This is a genomic window from Alishewanella agri BL06 (genome assembly GCF_000272005.1).
GTDB lineage: Bacteria > Pseudomonadota > Gammaproteobacteria > Enterobacterales > Alteromonadaceae > Alishewanella > Alishewanella agri.
Genome location: NZ_AKKU01000001.1, coordinates 320,957 through 340,295, shown reverse-complemented (window position 1 = coordinate 340,295; position 19,339 = coordinate 320,957). Strand labels below are relative to the sequence as shown.

General features: G+C 52.6%; 19 protein-coding genes and 1 riboswitch. Of the genes, 10 read left to right on the top strand and 9 right to left on the bottom strand.

What is annotated here, in order from left to right; genetic code table 11:
- Positions 1 to 89: 89 nt before the first annotated feature.
- Positions 90 to 1,307 (top strand): pyridoxal phosphate-dependent aminotransferase, encoded by a 1,218-nt coding sequence (locus tag AGRI_RS01570; RefSeq protein ID WP_008983273.1) that lies wholly within the window; start codon positions 90 to 92, stop codon positions 1,305 to 1,307.
- Positions 1,308 to 1,360: 53 nt separating this feature from the next.
- Here the strand turns inward: AGRI_RS01570 and AGRI_RS01565 are convergent, their stop codons facing one another.
- Positions 1,361 to 1,921 carry a lipid-binding SYLF domain-containing protein gene (locus AGRI_RS01565; protein WP_008983272.1) on the bottom strand — a complete coding sequence of 187 codons (561 nt, stop codon included), beginning with the start codon at positions 1,919 to 1,921 and terminating at the stop codon, positions 1,361 to 1,363.
- Between the two features lie 167 nt (positions 1,922 to 2,088).
- Between AGRI_RS01565 and AGRI_RS01560 the strand changes: the two genes are divergently transcribed.
- The gene (locus AGRI_RS01560) at positions 2,089 to 3,504 is read left to right on the top strand and encodes an alanine/glycine:cation symporter family protein (protein WP_008983271.1); all 1,416 of its coding nucleotides are present in this window, start codon (positions 2,089 to 2,091) and stop codon (positions 3,502 to 3,504) included.
- A 76-nt stretch (positions 3,505 to 3,580) separates the two neighbouring features.
- Here the strand turns inward: AGRI_RS01560 and AGRI_RS01555 are convergent, their stop codons facing one another.
- Positions 3,581 to 3,907, bottom strand: a complete 327-nt coding sequence (locus tag AGRI_RS01555) for a YebG family protein (protein ID WP_008983270.1) — start codon at positions 3,905 to 3,907, stop codon at positions 3,581 to 3,583.
- A gap of 124 nt (positions 3,908 to 4,031) precedes the next feature.
- Between AGRI_RS01555 and AGRI_RS01550 the strand changes: the two genes are divergently transcribed.
- The 3 genes from AGRI_RS01550 to AGRI_RS01540 are packed head-to-tail and all read left to right on the top strand — an operon-like array spanning position 4,032 to position 6,731.
- Complete coding sequence (locus AGRI_RS01550) at positions 4,032 to 5,312, top strand: anti-phage deoxyguanosine triphosphatase (RefSeq protein ID WP_008983269.1); 1,281 nt, start codon at positions 4,032 to 4,034, stop codon at positions 5,310 to 5,312.
- 38 nt (positions 5,313 to 5,350) lie between these two features.
- A complete protein-coding gene (locus AGRI_RS01545) occupies positions 5,351 to 6,391 on the top strand; it encodes a patatin-like phospholipase domain-containing protein (protein ID WP_008983268.1) in 1,041 nt (346 codons plus the stop codon).
- A 22-nt stretch (positions 6,392 to 6,413) separates the two neighbouring features.
- A complete protein-coding gene (locus AGRI_RS01540; RefSeq protein ID WP_008983267.1) occupies positions 6,414 to 6,731 on the top strand; it encodes a hypothetical protein in 318 nt (105 codons plus the stop codon).
- Here AGRI_RS01540 and btuF read toward each other — a convergent pair.
- The 4 genes from btuF to AGRI_RS01520 are packed head-to-tail and all read right to left on the bottom strand — an operon-like array spanning position 6,728 to position 9,981.
- The gene (gene btuF / locus AGRI_RS01535) at positions 6,728 to 7,600 is read right to left on the bottom strand and encodes a vitamin B12 ABC transporter substrate-binding protein BtuF (protein WP_237712998.1); all 873 of its coding nucleotides are present in this window, start codon (positions 7,598 to 7,600) and stop codon (positions 6,728 to 6,730) included. The genes AGRI_RS01540 and btuF overlap by 4 nt on opposite strands.
- A complete protein-coding gene (cobO, locus tag AGRI_RS01530) occupies positions 7,554 to 8,156 on the bottom strand; it encodes a cob(I)yrinic acid a,c-diamide adenosyltransferase (protein WP_008983265.1) in 603 nt (200 codons plus the stop codon). Before cobO ends, btuF begins: the two co-directional genes overlap by 47 nt.
- A gap of 35 nt (positions 8,157 to 8,191) precedes the next feature.
- Positions 8,192 to 9,184 (bottom strand): FecCD family ABC transporter permease, encoded by a 993-nt coding sequence (locus tag AGRI_RS01525; protein ID WP_008983264.1) that lies wholly within the window; start codon positions 9,182 to 9,184, stop codon positions 8,192 to 8,194.
- Positions 9,181 to 9,981 carry an ABC transporter ATP-binding protein gene (locus tag AGRI_RS01520; protein ID WP_040291232.1) on the bottom strand — a complete coding sequence of 267 codons (801 nt, stop codon included), beginning with the start codon at positions 9,979 to 9,981 and terminating at the stop codon, positions 9,181 to 9,183. Before AGRI_RS01520 ends, AGRI_RS01525 begins: the two co-directional genes overlap by 4 nt.
- A 107-nt stretch (positions 9,982 to 10,088) precedes the next feature.
- A riboswitch (cobalamin riboswitch) is annotated at positions 10,089 to 10,269 on the bottom strand.
- Positions 10,270 to 10,369: 100 nt separating this feature from the next.
- Between AGRI_RS01520 and AGRI_RS01515 the strand changes: the two genes are divergently transcribed.
- Complete coding sequence (locus AGRI_RS01515; RefSeq protein WP_008983262.1) at positions 10,370 to 10,924, top strand: NADPH-dependent FMN reductase; 555 nt, start codon at positions 10,370 to 10,372, stop codon at positions 10,922 to 10,924.
- 86 nt (positions 10,925 to 11,010) lie between these two features.
- Complete coding sequence (locus tag AGRI_RS01510) at positions 11,011 to 11,751, top strand: hypothetical protein (RefSeq protein ID WP_008983261.1); 741 nt, start codon at positions 11,011 to 11,013, stop codon at positions 11,749 to 11,751.
- Between the two features lie 45 nt (positions 11,752 to 11,796).
- Here AGRI_RS01510 and AGRI_RS01505 read toward each other — a convergent pair whose 3' ends face one another.
- Both AGRI_RS01505 and AGRI_RS01500 read right to left on the bottom strand, forming a co-directional pair.
- Positions 11,797 to 13,815 (bottom strand): S9 family peptidase, encoded by a 2,019-nt coding sequence (locus tag AGRI_RS01505; protein ID WP_008983260.1) that lies wholly within the window; start codon positions 13,813 to 13,815, stop codon positions 11,797 to 11,799.
- A gap of 51 nt (positions 13,816 to 13,866) precedes the next feature.
- Complete coding sequence (locus AGRI_RS01500) at positions 13,867 to 15,396, bottom strand: fumarate hydratase (protein ID WP_008983259.1); 1,530 nt, start codon at positions 15,394 to 15,396, stop codon at positions 13,867 to 13,869.
- Positions 15,397 to 15,494: 98 nt separating this feature from the next.
- On the opposite strand from AGRI_RS01500, the gene pabB reads away from it, so the two are divergent.
- The 3 genes from pabB to AGRI_RS01485 all read left to right on the top strand — a co-directional run bounded on the left by pabB (position 15,495) and on the right by AGRI_RS01485 (position 19,046).
- Complete coding sequence (gene pabB, locus AGRI_RS01495) at positions 15,495 to 16,874, top strand: aminodeoxychorismate synthase component I (protein ID WP_008983258.1); 1,380 nt, start codon at positions 15,495 to 15,497, stop codon at positions 16,872 to 16,874.
- Between the two features lie 14 nt (positions 16,875 to 16,888).
- On the top strand, positions 16,889 to 17,449 hold the full coding sequence (locus AGRI_RS01490; RefSeq protein WP_008983257.1) for a CoA pyrophosphatase: 561 nt from the start codon (positions 16,889 to 16,891) through the stop codon (positions 17,447 to 17,449).
- 217 nt (positions 17,450 to 17,666) lie between these two features.
- Complete coding sequence (locus tag AGRI_RS01485; RefSeq protein ID WP_040291230.1) at positions 17,667 to 19,046, top strand: L-serine ammonia-lyase; 1,380 nt, start codon at positions 17,667 to 17,669, stop codon at positions 19,044 to 19,046.
- Positions 19,047 to 19,071: 25 nt separating this feature from the next.
- On the opposite strand, the gene AGRI_RS01480 is transcribed toward AGRI_RS01485, so the two are convergent.
- Positions 19,072 to 19,332: a putative signal transducing protein gene (locus AGRI_RS01480; RefSeq protein ID WP_008983255.1), complete on the bottom strand. Its 261-nt coding sequence runs from the start codon at positions 19,330 to 19,332 to the stop codon at positions 19,072 to 19,074.
- Positions 19,333 to 19,339 lie beyond the last annotated feature (7 nt).

The window sequence follows — 19,339 nt, the reverse complement described above, 5'->3', positions numbered from 1 at the left end:
AATATTTGTTTACTGATAAACACTGCACTGGGCAGCTTTAGCGGTCTGGATGGATAAACAACCCCAAATTGAAGAGTCAGGCGAACAAAATGAAAGCGGTAGAACGGTCAAATAAACTGGATGGAGTTTGTTACGATATTCGTGGCCCGGTGGCACGCGAAGCAAAACGCATGGAAGAGGAAGGCCACCGCATTCTGAAATTAAATATTGGCAATCCGGCGCCCTTTGGCTTTGAAGCGCCGGATGAAATTCTCAAGCATGTGATCCATAACCTGCCAACCGCCCAGGGTTATTCCGACTCGCAGGGTATTTACCCGGCGCGGGTCGCCGTTGCACAGTATTACCAGCAGCGTGGCATTCTGGGTGCCGATGCGGATGATGTCTATATCGGTAACGGCGTCTCTGAGCTGATCCTGATGTCATTACAGGCACTGCTGAACAACGGTGATGAGGTACTGGTGCCAATGCCGGATTACCCACTGTGGACGGCGGCAGTGAATCTGGCGGGTGGTAAGGCAGTCCATTACCTCTGTGATGAACAACAGGATTGGTTGCCGGCACTGGATGATATCAAGGCAAAGATCAGCAAAAAAACCCGCGCCCTAGTACTAATCAATCCGAATAATCCGACCGGTGCAGTCTATGACGCGGCATTTTTACGGCAATTACTGCAAATCGCCCGTGAACATAAACTGGTGGTGCTAAGTGACGAGATATACGACAAGGTGCTGTATGACGGTACTGAGCACGTTAGCACGGCGGCCTTGGCCGATGACCTGGTGATGCTGACCTTTGGTGGCTTATCGAAGAATTACCGCATCGCCGGCTTTCGCATCGGTTGGTTATTTATCTCCGGCGCCAAGCAGGCGGCACGGCAGTATATCGAAGGTTTGAATATTTTGGCATCGATGCGGCTTTGTGCCAATGTACCCTGTCAACATGCGGTGCAAACGGCACTGGGTGGCTATCAGAGTATTAATGAGCTGGTGGTACCGGGTGGACGCTTATACGATCAGATGGATCTGGCGCACAAGCTGGTGACCGAAATTGATGGCATCAGCTGTATGCGCCCCAAAGGGGCAATGTATCTGTTTCCGAAGATCGATCTTAAAAAATACCGGATTCAGGACGATGAGCTCTTTGTACTGGATTTTCTGCGCCAGCATAAGGTACTACTGGTGCATGGCCGGGCTTTTAACTGGCCAGAGCCGGATCATTTCCGTATTGTCACGCTACCGCATAAAGAACAACTGACCCAGGCGATTAGCCGCCTCGGCCAGTTTTTACAGAGCTACATTCAATATTAACTGTTGTTGCAAATCGCGGCCGCGTTAGCGGCCGCCTCTGTCACCCCGGACATCTAATTTAGTTTATCATCGACCCAGAACTTGGTGCCTTTAATGGTGGCCTGCAATGCCAGCCCCGTTTCGGTAAACTGATAAATAGTCACCTCATCGACACTGGCTTCGGCGCCAACCGCGGCGCCTTTATCGCCGGCTTTGGCGGCAGCATCGGCCTGAGCGCCGAAAGCCCAGCCCTGTTCAATAAAGCGTTGTAGCGCCCGCTCAGTATGAAACACCAGTACCAGCCGGAAGTCTTTGACACCCGCTCCCAGACCGACGCCAACCTCGCCCATTTTCATATAGGTATCGGCACCGCTGCGATTATTGCGAACCACGCCATAGCCGCCGCCAAAACTCGCCAGAATCAGATTGACATTAGCATTGCTAAATACCGCATAACCGGGAGCCGCCGCCACTTCCGCCCGGGCACTGGTTTTTTCGCGGTATAGGTCGTTGAGTACCTGCTGGCGCATCTCAGTGATGGCAGCACGCTGTTCTGCCGGGGTGGCATTAATGCCGGCAGCACAGCCTTGCAATACCCCCAGCAATAACACCATCAAACTAGTTCGAATCCACATTACAGTTCTCCTTTAACGCGGTCTGCTTGACCCTGAACGGATTAAGCTTAGCCCAACTATCTGAATCCGCGGTTAATCGCAAATCATCGCTGTCCAACTGAGCAATGGTTGTCAGTTCTGGTCTGAGCAGGTATGCTCTGCCAGATTACAGCCATCCGGATAGCAATATGTCTGCTGAATTTTCATTTCAGGCCAGTTTTGAAGCCTTTACCAACCAACTTGCCTCAGTGGTGTTTTATGCCTTTTCCTTTAATGGCGTTGATATTCCGCTGGTAATGATTTGGTTGATCAGCGGCGCTATCATCTTTACCTGCTATCTGGGTTTTATCAATATCAGAGGTTTCGGCTATGCTATTCGGCGGCTGTTTGCTAAACCAGAGCCCGGCAGCAGCGGAGAAATCTCGCCCTATAAGGCGTTAACTACCGCACTGTCCGGTACTGTTGGTACCGGTAATATTGCCGGGGTCGCGGTCGCCATTAGCCTGGGCGGGCCTGGCGCCACTTTCTGGATGATTATGGCCGGTTTGCTTGGCATGTCGACCAAATTTGTCGAATGTACGCTGGCGGTAAAATACCGCCAGGTGAATGCTGATGGTACTGTCTCCGGTGGCCCGATGTACTATATCAAGGCCGCGCTGGATAAGTATCAGCTACCGAAACTCGGTACCGCACTGGCGCTGTTCTTCTCGGTCGCGGTTATTTTCGGCTCAGCCGGTTTTGTGCATGTCAATCAGGGGTTTGTGCAGGTACAAAGCGTCACGGGCTTTGATAATGCCTGGTTATTCGGTGTGATCTATGCGGCGTTAATCGGCGCCGTCATCATTGGCGGCATTAAGAGTATTGCCAATGTTACCAGTAAGCTGGTGCCCTTGATGTGCGCGATATACTTGCTGGCCGCGCTGGTGGTGATTGGCAGCCACCTTACTGCAGTGCCGGCGGCATTATGGCTGATTATACAAAGTGCCTTTGCACCTGATGCGGCCTATGGCGGCTTTATCGGGGTGTTAATTCAGGGCTTTCGCCGGGCGGCATACTCGAATGAGGCTGGTATTGGCTCCTCGCCCATCGCCCATGCCGCGGCAAAAACCAAGGACCCGGTATCACAGGGCTTTGTTGGTTTGCTGGAACCCTTTATCGATACGGTGGTGATCTGCACTATTACCGCGCTGGTGATTATTCTGACCGGCGCTTACCAAATGCAGGGCCTGGATGGTGTACAGATTACCTCCAGCGCTTTTGCTTCAGTGTTTGACTGGTTCCCGCTGGTACTGATGGTGGCTTTGCTGCTGTTCGGCTTTTCTACCGTGCTCAGCTGGTCTTACTATGGTTTAACCGGCTGGCGCTATATTGTCGGCCCCCACCCTAAGCTGACCACGCTTTACAAAATATTGTTCTGCGGCATGGTGTCGATGGGCGCGGTACCCAGCATTATGGCAGTATTCGACTTTATTGATTCGATGATTTTCCTCATGGCGATCCCGAATATTCTGGCACTGTACTTATTATTGCCGGAAGTCAAAGCCGACTTGCAGCGCTACTGGCAACAAAAAGTCCTGGCACTGCGCAGCCGTGCGGCCGACTAAGCAAGCTTAGATCAGCCTCAACCTTAGCTGACACAAAGGGCAAGGCGACGACAGCAACAGCGTCGCTGCTCAACTGTTAAGCCACCTGTTCCGCGACCACGGCTTGCAGTTTTTTCGCTTTAGCTGCCGCCGGCTCTGCGGCCTCGCTGGTTGATTTATCTACCACTTTGGCTGCCTTTTTCACCCCAAGTGCAACCAATAGCTCGTCTTTTTGCTGTGCCAGATATAATGCCAGTGCTTCGGCCTGGTTTTCCTCTGTCAGGATATTGGCATGGCTCAGTAATACTTGCAGCGCATCGGCAGTATCCAGCATTTTATCGTAGGCATCTGCTTCTGCTTTACTGGTAAAGGTCATTTTCTCGACTCCACTGCGTTCCACGACATATTTGGTAATAACAGCCATTTTCGACTCCTTAGCGATTAGACTGGTTATTTATACAGTATAAAATACCCGCTGTCCAGCATCGCTTCTGTTGGCGCTTTACTTTATGATAAGTCATTGAATAATGCATAGTTGGGTGAAGAAGATGACTGCGATCTGGGAAGCAAGACGCTCCGCCATTCCGGATAACCGGCCCAAAGATCACCGTAGCCCCTGGCAACGCGACCGGGCGCGGGTATTACACTCAGCGGCTTTTCGCCGCCTGCAATCGAAAACACAGATCCTCGGCATTGGCCAGAATGACTTCTATCGCACCCGGCTCACCCATTCGTTAGAGGCGGCGCAGATCGGCACCGGTTTAGTTAATCAGCTGCGGCTTAACAGCTCGCCGGAATTACGGGCCTTACTGCCGGATGACAGCCTGATGGAAGCGCTATGTTTGGCACATGATCTTGGCCATCCGCCTTTCGGTCATGGCGGCGAAACCGCGCTCAATTTTAAAATGCTCGGCGCCGGCGGCTTTGAGGGCAACGGCCAGACGTTACGCATCGTCGCCAAGCTTGAGCCTTATACTGAACACCACGGTATGGATCTGACGCGCCGCACCTTGCTCGGCTTGTTAAAATACCCGGTACTGCAGCCGCTGATTCCGGCGCTACCTGAGATCAACAACCCGCTTAGTCTCTCAGCATGGAAACCAGCTAAAGCCATCTTTGCCGCCGACAGCGATATTCTGGATTGGGTACTGGCACCCTTAAGTGACCAAGATCGGCAACACTTTCAACAGTTAGAATTGCTGCCAAAATCACCCTGGCAAAAATCCCGCTATAAAGCGCTGGATGCGTCCATTATGGAGCTGGCGGATGATATTGCCTATGGTGTGCACGATCTGGAAGATGCGATTGTGCTGGGGAATCTCCGTTATCAGCAGTGGCTGGACTTCACCGCTGAACCCTTTAGCCAGCTTGATCCCGCTTTGCAACAACAGCTAAGCCAGCTGGGTAGCAAACTGTTCAGTCCAAAACACCATTTGCGTAAAGATGCTATCGGCTCCCTGGTTAATCAGCTGATTACCTCGGTTAGTCTGTATCAGAGTTTACCGGCTTGTCAGGAACCATTGATCCGCTACAATGCCAGGCTGGCTGACGATGAGCAGCATATTCTGCAGACGCTGAAAAATCTGGTTTACCGCTGTGTCATTCAGTTACCGGAAATTCAACAGTCACGTTTTCGTTGCCAGAATATGTTATTAAAGCTGTTTGATGCCTTTCATTCAGATCCACAGCGCCTGCTGCCGTTAAATACTCAGGCCCGCTGGCAAGCTGCAGCAGACTGTACTGCCCAGCTAAGAGTGATCTGTGATTATATTTCCGGTATGACCGATGATTATGCCGAGCGGATGCACCAGACCTTATTCGGTAATTAGTAAGGTGCCTGGCCGTGTTGACGAATTAAGGAGAGGCAGTGCAGTCACCACTGAGGGTGCTCGCCGGTGCAACCGCCTGGCGTAAAATCCAGCAATCAGGTTTAAAAGCTGACGATATCGAAGTCATGGTGGGCGCCAGCGGCGGCCCGAAATGGTTTTGCCTGTACGGCCTGGATCAATATTTATTGGGGCAATTTTTTGCGGGCCGCAGTAAACCTTTACATTTACTCGGCAGCTCCGCCGGTGCCTGGCGCTTTAGTTGTTATGCGCAGCAAGATGCGGTGGCAGCGTCAGCTCGCTTTGCCAAAGCTTATTCTGAAATCTGTTATCCGGCAGGGGCTGACGTAAGCTTAGTCACCCGCATTTCACATACGGTGATTGATCAGGTGTTACCTACCGCACAACACTGTGCCGAAGTACTGACAAATCCGGTGATGAAACTGCATCTGATTGTTGATCGCGCCCGCGGTTTAACCAAAGTCAGTAATAGTCTGTTGCAAGGCGCGGCGCTGGGGCTAACGGCCACCGCCAACCTGCTGCATCGTTCCTTACTCCAGTTTTTTTATCAACGGGTACACTTTTATGCCCCGGGTGCCTGTGCGCCCTTTATGCACAGTGCCGAGCTGCCGACAGAACATGTCGCCCTGACCAGTGATAATCTGCGGGCAGCCATTTTAGCCAGCGGATCCATTCCAATGGTTTTAGAGCCTATTGAAAATATCTGCGATGCTAAACCCGGTCGCTATTTTGATGGCGGCATTACCGATTATCATTTTAATCAACGCTTTAGTGAAGACGGCCTGGTATTATATCCACATTTCTATCCCAACCTGACACCTGGCTGGTTTGATAAAGCCCTACCCTGGCGCCGGGTAAAACCCGAACTACTGCATAATGTGATTATTTTGTGCCCAAGCGACAGCTGGGTTCGCAGTTTGCCGTATGGCAAAATTCCGGATCGCAAAGACTTTAAACTACCGGATGCGCAGCGCATTGCCTATTGGCAGGAAGTACTGCAACGCTCACATGAGCTGGCCAGCGCTTTTGCCAGTGGGAATTATCAGCTAGAGTTACTCTAGAACGAACAAGGAAAGTGTAGCTATGCCGATGTTAATCCGCGTCTTCATGCTTAGCGCGCTACTATTGCCGCTTGGCGGCTGTACTGCAATCGGAATGTTGGCTGATAGCCAGTTAGGTGAGCATCAAAACCAGACTGTCGATCCGGCAAAACCATTACAACGAGAGAGTAATCCAATGATCTTGACGGAACTCGGCATGGCAGTGGATGCGACCGTTGTGTCCGGCATCAAAAAAGTCGTCGGCGCCAAGCCGGACAAACCGCAAGAAATTTGCCGTAAAAGAAATAATATTACCGAGTGTCGCCAAGTCGCTAATGCTGAGGACGACTTACTACATTAACCCCGCTCGCGATAGGCTTGTAGCTGACGGCATAACTGCTCGGCGGCGTCCAGGATCCGTGGTGTCGCCCGATATAATTGATTGGCATCCAGGGTAATAAAGGCCTGCTGCCGCACGGCTGGCAGGCTCTGATAACGCAGCCAGAAAGCCGATGACGGCGCCACCGCATCGCGGCTGGCCTGAATAATTACCGTCGGTTGCCGAGCCAGTACTTGTTCTAATGCCACCTGTGGATAATCAGTTTTCGCATCTGCAAAGATGTTAGCGGCCGCGCAAAGCTGCATCACCTGTGCTGGCCAGGCATGATTGGCCACCGTTAACAACGGCTCTGTGCCCATAGCAAAGAACGCCGCTAGCGGTGGTGCCTGCTGATAGATTTGCTGTAATTGCTGATAACGCTGCCGGAACAGCCTGGCCTGTTGTGCGCCCTGCTCTGGTACACCCAATACCACCGCTAACTGCTGTAACTCGCTGGCAATATCGTCCAGTAACACCGGCTCAGAATAGAAAATCGTAATGCCAAACTGCTGCAAGCGTTGCAAATCTGCTTCCGGGTTGCCCCCGCGCCAGGCTAACACCAAGTCGGGCTGCAGCGCCAGGATCGCTTCAACATTCAGTGCCCCGAACGTATTAAAGGATGGCAGATGTTGTGCATCTTCCGGGTAATCGGAGTAATCACTGACCGCCACCAAACGATCGCCGGCACCGAGTAAAAATACCCACTCCGTCAGATGCGGGGTCAGGGTGATTACTCGCTGAGGTGTGGCTGCGGCGGCGCAAGCACTCAGCAATACCAGGGCGACAATAATCAGCTTTCGCATCTTACCAATCCAGGCCGCGCTGCGCTTTGACGCCATTGTCAAACGCATGCTTAACCACCTGCACTTCGCTTACCGTGTCGGCCAGTTCAATTAACCGTCGGTGACAAGCCCGCCCGGTGATCACAATGTGCTGTTTCGCGGGCCGCTGTAATAGCGCCTGCTCAATGCGCTCTAATGGCAAATAATGGAAGGTCAGCATATAGGTGAGTTCGTCTAACAACACCAGGTCGATACTGTCATCGGCCAAAAAACGTTCTGCCTCCAGCCAGGCGCGCTCGGCAGCAGCCATATCTGCGGCCCGATCCTGGGTATCCCAGGTAAAGCCGGTGGCCATCACCGCAAATTCAACCCCATGTTGCTGCAGCAAATTACGCTCACCGCAATCCCAGCTCCCTTTAATAAATTGCACCACCGCCGCGGTTAAACCATGACCGACGGCCCGGGCGACGGTACCAAAACCTGCGGTCGACTTGCCTTTGCCATTCCCGGTTAACACCAGAATCAGGCCTTTTTCAATGGTGGCTCTCGCGACAGCCGCATCAACCTGCGCTTTTAAGCGTTGTTGTCTGGCCTGATGTTGCTGTTGTTTTAATTGTTCGGACATGACTCCATCCTCTGTTAAACCCATTGCCGTAGCACTTAAAGCCGTCGCCGCAGCAACATTAAGAAAAAGATACTGCCAATGACAGAGGTGATAACCCCCAGCGGAATTTCCTGTTGCGCCAGCACACTTCGCGCCAGATTATCCACCCACAGCATAAAACAGGCACCGAGTAACGCTGAACCGAGCAGCAGCGGCAACGCGGTCACCCCAAATAACGCCCGCACCATATGGGGTACCAATAAGCCTACAAAGGCAATACCACCGCACTGTGACACGATCACGGCGCTAACCAGAGCGGTGCTAATCAGCAATAGCAGACGCAGACGCTGCGGCCGGATCCCCAAACTGCGGGCGCTGGTATCCGACAGTAACAAGGCATCCAGCTGCCGGCGTAATGCCACGGCCAGCAGCAAGAGCGCCATCACCGGCGGGGCAATCAACGTCAGGCTTTGCCAGCTACTGCGGCTTAAACTGCCCATTAGCCAAAAAATCACCTTATTGGCAGCAAAGGGCTCGGCAAAATACAAAATAAAACTGCTAATGGCACTGAGCATAAAGGACACGGCAACACCGGCCAGCAACGTGACTTCAATCCGTTGCCGGCCCTGCCCAAACGCGACGGCTAAAACTAAAGCAATGGCCAACATGGCACCGGCAAAAGCCCCCAGCGCCATACTCAGTTGCTGCTCAGGCAGCACAATACTGACAATGGTTGCACCAAGCGCGGCACCGGCCATCAAACCAAATAAGTAGGGATCCGCCAAGGGATTACGGCTGGCATTTTGTAACACGGCACCGCTCACTGCCAACCCGGCCCCGACCAACAAGGCAGTCAAAATCCGCGGCAAACGTAATTGCCAGATAATGGTTTCAGCCAGCGGCTGTTCACCATTAAGCTGCAATGCAGCAAAGAGTACAGGCCAGCTTAAGTCAGCACTACCCAGTAACAAGCTGACGAGCACACTACCCAGCAGCAAACTTGCCAGCACAGCCAGTGCCAATGGATATTGGCCCGCCCAGCGACTCACTTTGCCACCTGTGGGCTGATAAAGTTGACCTGCCACCAGCCATACTGTGGATGGCGACTGACCTCGACCGGCAATTCAAACACTTCACTTAGCAGCGCCGGTTGCAACACCTGCTCCGCACTGCCGAAGGCTTTCAGTTGCCCTTGCTGCAACAGCAGCAGTTTATGGCAGTAACGGGCAGCCAGGTTGAGATCATGCAGCGCACAGATCACGGTTTTGTTGAGACTCAACAACAACTGTAATAACTGATGTTGATATTTAACATCCAGATGGTTGGTCGGCTCGTCCAGCAATAACACTCTGGCTTGCTGCACCAAAGCCCGCGCCAGTGTCAGCCGCTGCCACTCGCCACCCGATAGCGTATCTGAGCGTTGTTGTTGTTTAGCCAACAAACCGGTGTGTTGCAGCGCCAGTTCTACCTGCTGTCTGTCATGATCATTATCTGCTTCAAACCAGTGCTTGTGCGGCAGCAACCCCATGGCCGCCACCTGATAGCAGCTGAGTCCGGGTAAGGGCGGATTATGTTGCGGTAAGAAGGCTAATTGCTGTGCGAGTTGCCGCGGTGGATAGCTGTGCAGTGGCTTACCCGCGAACTGCACTTTGCCGTGACTGGGCGCCGGACAACCACTTAACAGCGACAACAAGGAGCTTTTACCCGCGCCGTTAGGACCGATAATGCCAATTAATTCCCCGGCAGGCAGACTACAGCTGATACCCTGCAGCACCAGGCTCGCCGCACCATGGCTGGACGACGGGTAACTGAGACTAACCTGATCAAGGGTAAAAATTGCGCTCACGCTGCTGTCCAGATGCAATATTAATGGCAGCAGCCAAGCCTCCACCGACTGGCAGAGTAACAGGCGCTACCGTGTCTTCCCGCACGGGCGTTTTCACTCTTTCGCAAAAGAGCGTTCAGTGTCTGGCAGGTCTCCTGACTTAACGCGATAACCCACAACCACCTTCCCGTAATCAAGACTGATACAGTGGTATTAGCTGCAGCGCGTTTCACAGTTGCGGGTACAGTTCAGGTTTTACACCTGATTCCCTTTTCAAGCATCTTGCTCACCAGAGCAGGTCGCATTCTAACAGCTCGGGGCGATAACAACCAGTTTAGGCTGTTAATAAAATGCGGCAAAAAGTTCAGCTTCGGCTAAGCTAAAATTGTCCGTTATCGAGGAGCCGCTTATGACAATCAGAGTGTTAGCGCTATGCGGTAGCTTGCGCGCCAAATCAACTAACCGTGGTTTAGTACGCTATGCGCAGGCGCATGCACCAGCAGGCATGAAAATTCATGTCGCAGATTTACTGGATGTACCGTTTTATAATGCCGACTTAGCGGCTAAACCCGCTGCCGTCGACACCTTGCTGCAGGAATTTGCCGCGGCTGATGCGCTGCTGCTGGCCTGTCCTGAGTATAATTACTCCTTAGCACCCGCCTTAAAAAATGCCTTGGATTGGGCATCCAGAGAGCCGGATAATCATCTGCTACGCGGTAAAGCCGTTGCCATCATGGGGGCCGCCGGCGGTATGGGTAGCTCGCGGGCCCAATATCACCTGCGGCAAGTCTGCGTGTATCTGGACTTACACCCATTAAATAAGCCTGAGGTGTTCGCTAACGCTTTTAGTGGTGCCTTTGATCATGACGGTGATTTGATTGACGGCAAAATCCAGGAAAATGTGCGGCTGTTATTGCTGGCGTTGGCAGACTGGCATCGCCTGCTGCGTGGTGGTCGCGGATAAACAACCCGGAACCGGCCTGCCGACGACAGACTTATTCATTTAACGGCGCGCCTGGCTGCGCCCCAATAAGGATACTAGAATTCAGGATGAAATGGCTGTTGGTATTACTCTCCTTACTCAGTGTCACCACTTACCCGCAACCCCAACGCTGGCAGGAATCCCCTTTGCAATTCAGACAAGCGCTGGGGTCCCCAGCCTCGTTGTATAGTCAGGCGCTGCTGAGTGAAGCGTATCATCGCTTAGGTATCAGGGTAGAGTTTATCGAGGTTCCTTTTGGTCGTAGCCTGCTTGAATCAAATAAAGGTGAGCTGGCTGGCGAGCTGGCGCGGGTTCTCCGAGTAACGGAACGCTATCCGGCGCTGCTGCCGGTGCCCTATGTGCTGTTTGATACCGATGTCTTTTTATATGTCAATCAGCAGCGCTGCGCCGGCTGTCAGTTACAGCAAGTGCAAAGTCTGGCCTATGTCCGCGGTGCCATGGTGGTGGAAGATATTTTGCGGACCTTACCGGCGTCGCGTCAGGTGATCAGTACTGGCAGTTTGGAGGCCACGAAGAATTTGTTTTTAACCGGTAAGGTTGATGGCGTGGTCTTCGCAGCCTATCAGTTAGACGCCAGCACCGGTTTTCCGATTGCTGAACAACGCTTACAAAGCCTGCCGGATTATCATCTGTTACATCAAAGCCACCAGGCGTTAATCCCGGAATTAACCGCGATGTTATATCAGCTGGAGCGCGAGGGCTTTGCTGAGCGACTCAGGTTACGCTTCGGCGTTGCGGCGCCGAAACGTCAGTTGTCACGCAATGAAAAGCCCTTTGCGGAGTATTAAAAACCCCGCTAACGCAGAGCGGGGTTTGCTGCTTTTAGTCGCTACTTAACGGGTATATTTGTCCAGCCACTGGAACACTTCGTTATACCAGCGCACCCGGTTATCCGGCTTCAGGATCCAGTGATTCTCATCCGGGAAAATGACCAGACGCGAGTCAATACCCTTGCGCTGCAAGTTGGTAAAGGCGCCTAAGCCTTGCGCATAAGGTACCCGATAGTCTTTCAGCCCATGGATCACCAGCATCGGCGTTTGCCATTTATCGGCATGCCCCGCCGGATTAAACTTCTGATAATCCGACTCCGGATTCCAGGCCGGGCCACCTAAGTCAAACTCCGGGAACCAAAGCTCTTCGGTGCTGCCGTAGAAGCTTGGCATATCATATAAACCGGCATGATTGACCAGACACTTAAAGCCATCCGGCCAGTTACCAGCAATCCAGTTCATCATAAAGCCGCCATAAGAGGCGCCGAGCGCACAGGCACGGTTGCCGTCAATCCACGGATAAGCTTGCACCACATGCGCAAAGCCTTTTTGTAAATCAACCAGCGGCTTGCCACCCCAATCACGGCTAATCGAGTCGGTAAAGGCCTGACCATAGCCGGTAGAGCCATGGAAATCGACCATCACCACGGCATAGCCTTTGGCAGCATACAGCTGGGCATTCCAACGCTCGTTAAACATATTGCCAAAGCTACCCTGCGGGCCGCCATGCACTAAAAACGCCATCGGGTATTTTTTGTTTGGCTCAAAGTTCCAGGGTTTTACCAGATAACCATAGACGGTGGCATCCTCAGCGCCTTTAAAGCTGAATTGCTCAAAGTCGCCAAACTGAATGCCTTCGGCCCACTTAGCATTTACCTGAGTTAATTGCTGCGGCTGCGAGCCATCCGCATTAGTCTGGAAAACCTCGGCCGGCATATTCAGCCGGTGATTGGTAAACACCAGTTTATCGGCGCCAACCTGCAGGTTTCCGGCATAGCCATCGCCGTATAACTTAATCTGATCGCCAAAGCTGGTGTTAATGGCATAGATACTGTACTGACCAACATCCTGGGTGGTGGCATAGATAGTGCGGTTATCCAGCCCAAAGTAGAAATCAGAAATCGAACGGTCCCAGTTTGGCGCCACTTCTTTTTTCTCGCCGGTAATCAGATCCAGCAACATCAGGCCAAAGCGATCGGCTTCAGCACCCGGCTTTTTCATCGCCAGATAGGCCAGAAAACGGCCATCATTGGAGAACTTGGGCTTGGCATCCCAGGCCGGATTATCGGCCGTCAGATTGACCTTCTCACCACCATTAATCGATACCTGAAACAAATCAAAGTTAGTGTGCCAGGCTTGATCGTTCGCCGGGATCTTGGCACTGAATACCAGCTGTTGATTATCCGGCGTAAAGGCCACTTCACTGATACCAGCGATATTGGTATTCCAATCAGCCATCAGGTTTTTCGCATCGGTAACAGGGGCATCACCCAGCACCGCTACGTGCAGATGTTCACGATACTGATCCAGCCAGTGATCCCAGTGCCGTACCATCAACTGGTCATAGGCCAGCGCCGTATCTTTGCGCTCAGCTTCTTTGGCTTTAGCATCCAGCGTACATTGCAGCGTCTGACAACCGGGTTTCACCGTTAAACTCAGCGCCAGGGTTTTGCCATCGCTAGCCAGTTTAAAGCCGTTAATTGGTAAAGGTAGCCGGGTCACCTGCCGGGCTTCGCCCCCGTCCAGTGCCAGTTGCCACAGCTGGGTGCTGCCAGTGCGGTTGGCTAAAAAGAAAATACTCTTGCCATCCGGATGCCACTGCACCGCGCTTTCGCGGCTACTGTTCTCGGTTAACCGCCGCACCTGACGCTCATCACCCAAGGTCATTAAATATAAATCATGGCTGGTATCAGCCGGCGCAAAGCCGCCGTTTGTCTGACTGTAAACCAGCGCGCGGCCATCCGGCGACAAGGCCAGATTACCGATTTTGTTATGTTGATTCAGATGTTCGACCGTCAGTGGTCCCTTGGCCAGCACGCCGGCACTAAAGAGTGCTAACGCCACTAAACTCAAATGTTTCATGGTTCCCCCAGTTAGTAAAAAGCCGCAGTCATCGCTGCGGCCTTGTTAGAATCAGGCTTTCAGTTTGGCATCCAGCTCAGCGATATTGGCTTTCCAGATTGCCGGGCCCTGCTTATGCACGTTATTACCGTTGCTATCCACCGCTACGGTTACCGGCATATCTTCGACCTCAAACTCATAGATCGCTTCCATACCCAGGTCCGCAAAGGCCACGACCCGGGCTTTCTTAATGGCTTTTGATACCAGATAAGCCGCACCGCCCACCGCCATCAGATAAACGGCTTTATGCTGTTTAATGCTTTCGACCGTCTTATCACCGCGCTCAGATTTACCAATCATACCCAGCAGACCAGTTTGCGATAACATCATCTCGGTAAATTTATCCATCCGCGTCGCGGTTGTCGGACCGGCTGGACCCACTACTTCATCACGTACGGCATCAACCGGGCCAACGTAGTAAATAAATTTATTTTTCAGATCCACGCCCTGCGGTAAACCTTCGCCTTTATTCAGCATATCAGCAATGCGTTTGTGCGCCGCATCACGGCCGGTTAACATCTTACCGCTTAACAGCACAGTTTCACCGGCTTGCCAGCTTTGTACATCCTCTGGTGTTACGGTATCCAGATTGACCCGGCGCACATTGCTACCCAGCTCCCAGGTCACCTGCGGCCAGTCTTCCAGTTTTGGTGGTGTAATATCGGCCGGGCCAGAACCATCTAAATGGAAATGCACATGGCGGGTGGCGGCACAGTTCGGGATCATGACCACCGGCAACGAGGCGGCATGGGTGGGTACCGATTTGATTTTGACATCTACGACCGTGGTTAAGCCACCCAAGCCCTGGGCGCCAATGCCCAGTTTGTTCACTTTTTCATATAACTCTAACCGCAGTTTTTCTTCCGCGTTTTGCGGCCCTCTGGCCAGCAACTCCTGAATATCCACCGGCTCCATCAGCGATTCTTTCGCCAGCACCGCGGCTTTTTCCGCCGTACCGCCAATACCGATGCCGAGCATCCCAGGCGGACACCAGCCAGCACCCATTTTTGGTAGAGTTTCCAGCACCCAATCGACAATAGAATCTGACGGGTTCAGCATCGCCATCTTGGTTTTATTTTCTGAGCCACCGCCTTTAGCGGCAATCATCACCTCAACATGATGGCCAGGCACCAGATCAATATGCACTACCGCTGGTGTATTATCCTTGGTGTTTTTACGTAAGCCGGCCGGATCGGCAACAATAGAGGCCCGCAGCGGGTTATCCGGGTTCATATAAGCACGGCGGGTGCCTTCATCCACCATTTGCTGCACCGTCAGATCCGTTTTATCCCATTTCACATCCATGCCAATCTTAACGAAGCAGGTAACAATACCGGTATCCTGACAGATTGGACGATGACCTTCTGCTGACATCCGCGAGTTAATCAGAATTTGTGCAATAGCATCTTTCGCGGCCTGGTTTTGCTCTTTGTGATAAGCCACTTCCAGAGCCTGAATAAAATCCAGCGGGTGATAATAGGAGATGTACTGCAGCGCATCTTCGATGCTTTCAATAAAATCTTGTTGGCGAATAACCGTCATGCTTGCCCTTCCTCTGTCGCCCAAGCGGCGAGACATTTAACTATTAGTGTAGGTGCTGGTATGATAACGCGCATCCCCAACAGCGGCTAGTCCAAATCATGCAGCAGTATCTGATATACGACGCCAAATCTGAACCTGAATTTTCTCTGCTGGAGTTGTTTGCTCATTTTGCCAGCCAGCCCTGGTCGATGTTGCTTGACTCGGCAGACGCCAGTCACCCGAACAGCCGCTATCAAATTATGGTAGCTGAACCGGTAGCGACCCTGCATTGTCAGGCCGGTGCCACTATTCTGACCGATGAGCACGGCAGCCATCATTACACAGCGGATCCCTTTAAGGTATTAGACTGTGCGCTAAAGCGTTACTTCCCCGAGCAGCGCCACAGTGATTTACCTTTCGTTGGCGGTGCCCTGGGCTATTTTAGCTATGATTTGGGCCGTTATCTGGAGCGCTTACCGACAGAGGCCAGCGCCGATTTAGCACTACCCGATATGGCCCTGGGTTTATACCACTGGGCGCTGATTTATGATCAGCAGCAGAAGCAGCTTTGGTACACCGATTACCGGCAAGATGCCGAGCGCCACTGGCATCAGCTGCAGCAAAAATTACACCCGGAGCCACCTCGGCAACAGGGCTTTAGCCTGCAAAGCGACTGGCAAGCCAATATGACACCGCAAGAATATCAGCAAAAATTTGCCCGGGTGCGGGAAGAGCTAAAAAGCGGTAACTGTTACCAGATTAATCTGGCGCAACGATTTAGCGCAGCTTTTCAGGGCGACGAATGGCTGGCCTACCTGCAACTGCGCCAGAAAAATGCGGCGCCGTTTTCGGCCTTTATCCGGCTTCCGGCAGCGGCAGTGCTCAGTATCTCGCCGGAGCGATTTTTACTGCTAAAAGACGGCCAGATTGAGACCAAACCGATTAAAGGCACCCGACCACGCGGTCTTTGTGCCCAAACCGACCAGATCGAAGCCGATACCCTGCGCAGCTCCACTAAAGATCGCGCCGAAAATGTGATGATTGTCGATTTGCTGCGCAACGATCTGGGTAAAGTATGTCAGCCGGGTTCGGTTGAGGTACCGGCCTTGTTTGCCATTGAAAGCTTTCCGGCCGTGCATCATCTGGTTAGTACTGTTACCGGCACTCTGGCGCCACCGAATACCGCCTGTGATTTGCTGCGGGCAGCCTTTCCGGGTGGCTCTATTACCGGCGCCCCGAAAATCAGCGCCATGCAGTTAATTGAACAGTTAGAGCCACACCGGCGCAGTGTCTATTGCGGCGCTATTGGCTATATCAGTAGCACCGGTCAGATGGATACCAATATCGCGATCCGTACTCTGATTTGTGAACAGGGACAAATTCATTGCTGGGCCGGCGGTGGTCTGGTAGCGGATTCAAAGGTGGACAGCGAGTATCAGGAAACGCTGGATAAGGTGGCGAAAATCCTGCCGGTGTTAAGCGCCATGCAGCCAGATTAGACAGCGGAGCGCCGATGCAGCTACAGCAACTTGTCAGTCGATTTATCCTCAGACCGCTGCCACAGCAGAGCCCGCAGCCTGCAACGGGCCTCAGGCAAAGCGCGGTACTGGTGCCACTGGTCTATTCTGCTAATCAGCTGAACATCTTGTTTACCCGCCGTGCCCTCACCTTGGCGCATCATCCCGGGCAAATCAGCTTTCCGGGCGGCATGCTGGAACCCGGCGAGAGCGCTGCTGATGCAGCGCTGCGCGAAACCGCAGAAGAAATTGGCATTAGCGCGGCGCATATCCGCTTGCTCGGCGCTTTACCCGCGCACAATACGCTGACCGGTTTTCAAATTCAGCCCTACCTGGGATTAATGCACGCCGGTCAGAATTACCAGCTGTCCAGCGCGGAGGTCAGTGAAGTATTTGAAGTACCATTAAGTTTTTTTCTGCCGCCGCAACACCGACTACAACTGGCGGTGCCACTACGCGGTAAGTCACGGCAGATCCATTTTATGCCCTATCAGGATAAACTGATTTGGGGTGCCACGGCGGCCATTATTCAACAACTGGTCACGCACGTCTCATAACGCAAACTGTATACAAAGCGTTACGCCTGCGCCGCCATTTCTGGCCCTTAAGCCCGCTACCACTGGTACTGAACAGACCTGTGCAGCGCTTACAGTTATGCTGGCTATCCGCTACAATGGCGCCATTAAGAATGGTGTTAACCCTACACTGTCTTCGCCAAGCGAAGCTTTCAGCGCTTGGCAGAGCAGCGAACAATAGAAAAGTATAATAATTATGATAATCAGTGCATTTGATATGTTTAGTATTGGTATTGGCCCCTCCAGCTCCCATACGGTGGGCCCGATGCGTGCGGCAAAGAAATTTACGGAGCAGTTGCAACAACAGCAACTGTTAAGCCGTTGTGATAGCGTAAAAGTGGAATTATTCGGCTCGCTGGGCCAAACCGGTATTGGTCACGGCACCGGCAAGGCGGTGATCCTGGGCTTGTCCGGCTACTTGCCGGAAAGCGTCGACCCGGATGCGGTAGAAGGTATTCTGCGCCAGGTGCATGACAGCCAAAAGTTACAATTGGCGCAGCAGCACGCGGTGAATTTCCCACGCGACGGCGCCATTGTGTTCCACCGCCGGAAAACGCTGAAAGAGCATTCCAATGGCATGGAACTGATTGCTTATGACAGCGAGAAAAACGTACTGCTAAGCGAAGTCTACTTCTCCATTGGTGGCGGTTTTATCGTGAAAGCCGAAGATTTTGCCAAAGAAAAAGAAGCGGCCAGTCAGTTTGCCGCCGCTAACCCACCACCCTACCCATTTGAATCCGGCGCAGAGTTATTGGCGCTCTGTAAAGAGCATGGCCTGTCGATTTCGGGTTTGATGCATGAAAACGAAAGAGTGCTGCGCAGCAGTGCGCAAATTGAAAGTGAGCTGAATAATATCTGGCTGACGATGCGCGCCTGTATTGAACGCGGTATTCGCACCGAGGGCATTTTACCCGGCGGCTTAAAAGTCAAACGCCGCGCCCCGGCCTTACATAAAAAGCTGATGGCGGAGAAAAGTGCCGATCCACTACAGGTAATGGACTGGGTTAACCTGTTCGCGCTGGCCGTAAACGAAGAAAACGCCGCCGGCGGCCGGGTCGTTACTGCGCCGACTAACGGTGCTGCCGGTATTATTCCGGCGGTATTAATGTACTACGACAAATTTATTCAGCCGGTCAGCCCGGAAATCGCCAGCCGTTATCTGTTAACCGCAGCCGCTATTGGTATTTTGTATAAGAAAAATGCCTCTATCTCCGGCGCCGAAGTCGGTTGTCAGGGCGAGGTTGGCGTAGCCTGCTCAATGGCCGCAGCAGCACTTACCGAAATTCTTGGTGGTAGCCCGCAGCATGTTGAGAACGCGGCCGAGATTGGCATGGAGCATAACCTGGGGCTAACCTGTGATCCGGTTGGCGGTTTGGTGCAGGTGCCTTGTATTGAACGTAACGCCATGGGTTCAATTAAAGCCATTAACGCCTCACGACTGGCGCTGCGTGGCAGTGGCGATCACAAAGTATCGCTGGATAAGGTGATTAAAACCATGTGGGATACCGGTAAGGATATGCAGACCAAGTACAAAGAAACTTCACGCGGTGGTCTGGCGGTAAATATTATCGAGTGTTAATGTGCTGCAGCACTATGGGTACCGGCTAGCCGGCCGGTGCCAGGCCATCTTCATCAGTAAGCGGAAAATCAACCAGTTCCGCTTGCTGATAATCCTGCAATAATTGTTCAGCCTGCTCCGCCTGTTCGTCGGCGACAAACACATTAGCAAAACCCAGCGCGGCTAAATCCCCTACTGCCCCCTGCAAATAATGACCGCCGACGTAGGTTTCAATCCCCTGGCTATTTAGCATCCCGGCGATAATGTGGGCTTCCAGTATATCGTTGGCACGAAAGATAATTTTCATAAGGAAC